1 protein-coding gene is annotated in these 1,745 nt (G+C 39.1%); it reads right to left on the bottom strand.

All coding sequences use genetic code 11. The features are described from left to right. Nucleotides 1-20 precede the first annotated feature (20 nt). The gene (locus EV146_RS26685; protein ID WP_132011607.1) at nt 21-1,589 is read right to left on the bottom strand and encodes an IS1182 family transposase; all 1,569 of its coding nucleotides are present in this window, start codon (nt 1,587-1,589) and stop codon (nt 21-23) included. Nucleotides 1,590-1,745 lie beyond the last annotated feature (156 nt).

The following is a 1,745-nucleotide window of genomic DNA, read 5'->3' as shown; positions in this document are numbered from 1 at the left end:
CTTGTCTTTCTACTATATTCTTAGCTGTTGGCCGTGAATTTTCGTAAATTCACGGCCATTAATGCTAGACCCATTTCGTTTTCAACCTTCGATTTTCCACGGACAGAAAATCGAGTGAAACGCAAATTAGCTTTCAAGAATCCAAAAACTGGTTCCACATCGATTTTGCGTTTTCGATAGATGGCACTCGTTTTTTCTTCTGAAAGCTTCGCTCTCACATATTCTTTTTGTTGTTCCCATTTCTCATTCACCATTAATTTCCGATTATTGCCTTCTTTTGTTTTCGTACATGATAAACGGAATGGGCAGCCCGAACAGTCTTCGCATTCATAGATTTTAAACTCTCGTTTGAAGCCTGTTTTATCCGTTCGGACAGAAGGATGTTTAAATACAAGGCGTTGTTGATTCGGGCAAGTGTACGCATCAGCCACTTCATCATACTGCCAGTTGTCTGGATTGAATTCATTTTTTTTATATTTTTTCTTTTGTTCTTTCAAGTACATGTTATACGTAATAAGTGCTTCCCGTTTACGTACTGAAAGGATATCATCATAATTTTGTTCACTGCCATAACCTGCATCTGCGACAATGTGTTTCGGTAACTCAAAATAAGATTCTTCAATCTCATCCAGGAACGGAATTAACGTACGGGTATCTGTCGGATTTGGAAATAAACTGAAGGCAAGTGCGTATTGGCCTTCTGTTGCGATTTGTACATTATAACCAGCTTTCAATTGACCATTTTTCATATAGTCATCTTTCATCCGCATGAACGTCGCATCGTGATCTGTTTTCGAATAACTATTACGTGTGCCGAAGATTTCGAAATCCCGTTGGTATTTCTGTGTTCGTAAGATATAATCATGCAGCTTTTTGCGCACCTGCTTCGGATATTTCCGCTCACGCCTAAGCGCTTTCCTTTCCTCTCCGTCTGATGAGCTTGCAATTTTTTTGTCGTACTCGGTAACGACATCGTCTACTCTTTGGACCATTTGAGCGAGCTCTCCAAGTGATAACTGTTCTTCACTTTCTCTTTCCATTTCAGGTATGATTTCTTTTTCAAGCAGCTCGTCGTAGAGTTTATTAGACTTTTCGATGACTCCCTGGTGATACTTCCCGATCGACTTCTTCCAGACAAATGTAAATTTATTCGCATTGGCTTCAATCTTTGTGCCATCAATAAAAATCGCTTCTTGGTCGATAAGCTTTTCTTCGACTAATTGGCAACGGAATTGAACGAAACATTGACGGATTAAATCTTTCACTTCGGGTTGTACACGGAATCGATTAATCGTCCGATAGCTCGGTTCATACCCCTGTGCCAGCCACATCATGCGGATACTATCTTTTAGAAGTGCTTCAATTTTCCGACCAGAAAAAACAGATTGGGTGTAGGCACATAGGATGATTTTAAGCATCATGCGAGGATGATAGGCAGGACAGCCCTCATGACGCAGAAATGGTTCAAGCGCTTCATGTGGAATGCTTTGGACTAAATGGTGGATATGAAAGGCAATATCATTATTTTGTAATTTTACTTCTAAATCTAGGGGCAAAACTAATTGATTCATGTTATAATCTTTAAACATAAGGACACTTCTTTCTGATTAGATTTTGTGTGGTAACTTAATTTTATCAGAAGTTGTCCTTATTTTATTGTAAAAATAATCAAAGCCGGTGAAATTTACTCGTCGTAAATTTCACCGGCTTTTTCATTATCAGAGCAGGGTTTTGTCCCAGCCTCT

Source organism: Mesobacillus foraminis, from assembly GCF_004340465.1.
Lineage (GTDB): Bacteria > Bacillota > Bacilli > Bacillales > Cytobacillaceae > Mesobacillus_B > Mesobacillus_B foraminis.
Note: the sequence above shows the minus strand (reverse complement) of the source record. Positions and strands in the feature narration are given on the sequence as shown.

What these genes read in the sequence shown, in the direction of transcription:
- EV146_RS26685 (WP_132011607.1), bottom strand. Translation starts at nt 1,589, where the DNA reads ATGTTTAAAGATTATAACATGAATCAATTAGTTTTGCCCCTAGATTTA.